This window comes from Pseudomonas sp. UBA6310, from assembly GCF_002438225.1.
Classification (GTDB): Bacteria; Pseudomonadota; Gammaproteobacteria; order Pseudomonadales; family Pseudomonadaceae; genus Pseudomonas_O; species Pseudomonas_O kuykendallii.
Genome location: NZ_DJTK01000068.1, coordinates 75,423 through 75,810, shown reverse-complemented (window position 1 = coordinate 75,810; position 388 = coordinate 75,423). Strand labels below are relative to the sequence as shown.

At 59.3% G+C, this 388-nt stretch carries 1 protein-coding gene; it reads left to right on the top strand.

Annotated features, from left to right (window positions below; genetic code table 11):
* Positions 1-8 precede the first annotated feature (8 nt).
* Positions 9-388 (top strand): DUF2931 family protein (locus tag B3E91_RS17035; protein WP_287030657.1); only part of this gene is annotated, 380 nt, incomplete at its 3' end.

Genomic DNA, 388 nt, shown 5'->3' with positions numbered 1-388 from the left:
ATATCCCAATGAATAGGCTGAAGTCTCTCTGTGCACTTTGCTTAGGTCTTGTACTTGCGGGCTGCGTCCACGGCGTTGGCCGGCCATTGCCCTACGAAGCTTGGCGGCTGGGGTTCCTGGCGCCCAATTACATGGAGGTCTGGATCGAAACGGCCGATGCGGTGGATATCCAGGGGCACGTATTCCGGCGCGCCATGAGTGGCGTTGCGGCGATCCGCACACCGCCGCACTTCAAGGGAAAACCCGCAGGATGGCCCGTCAATCCGAGCTGGGGAAAAGGCAAGGACGTACATGGAGCCGACCTGCCGCGGCTGATTTATGTGCGCTGGCAATCCTTGGTCGAGCCGCAAACTTATGAGGCTTACATCGAAATCCCCGAAGTCACCCG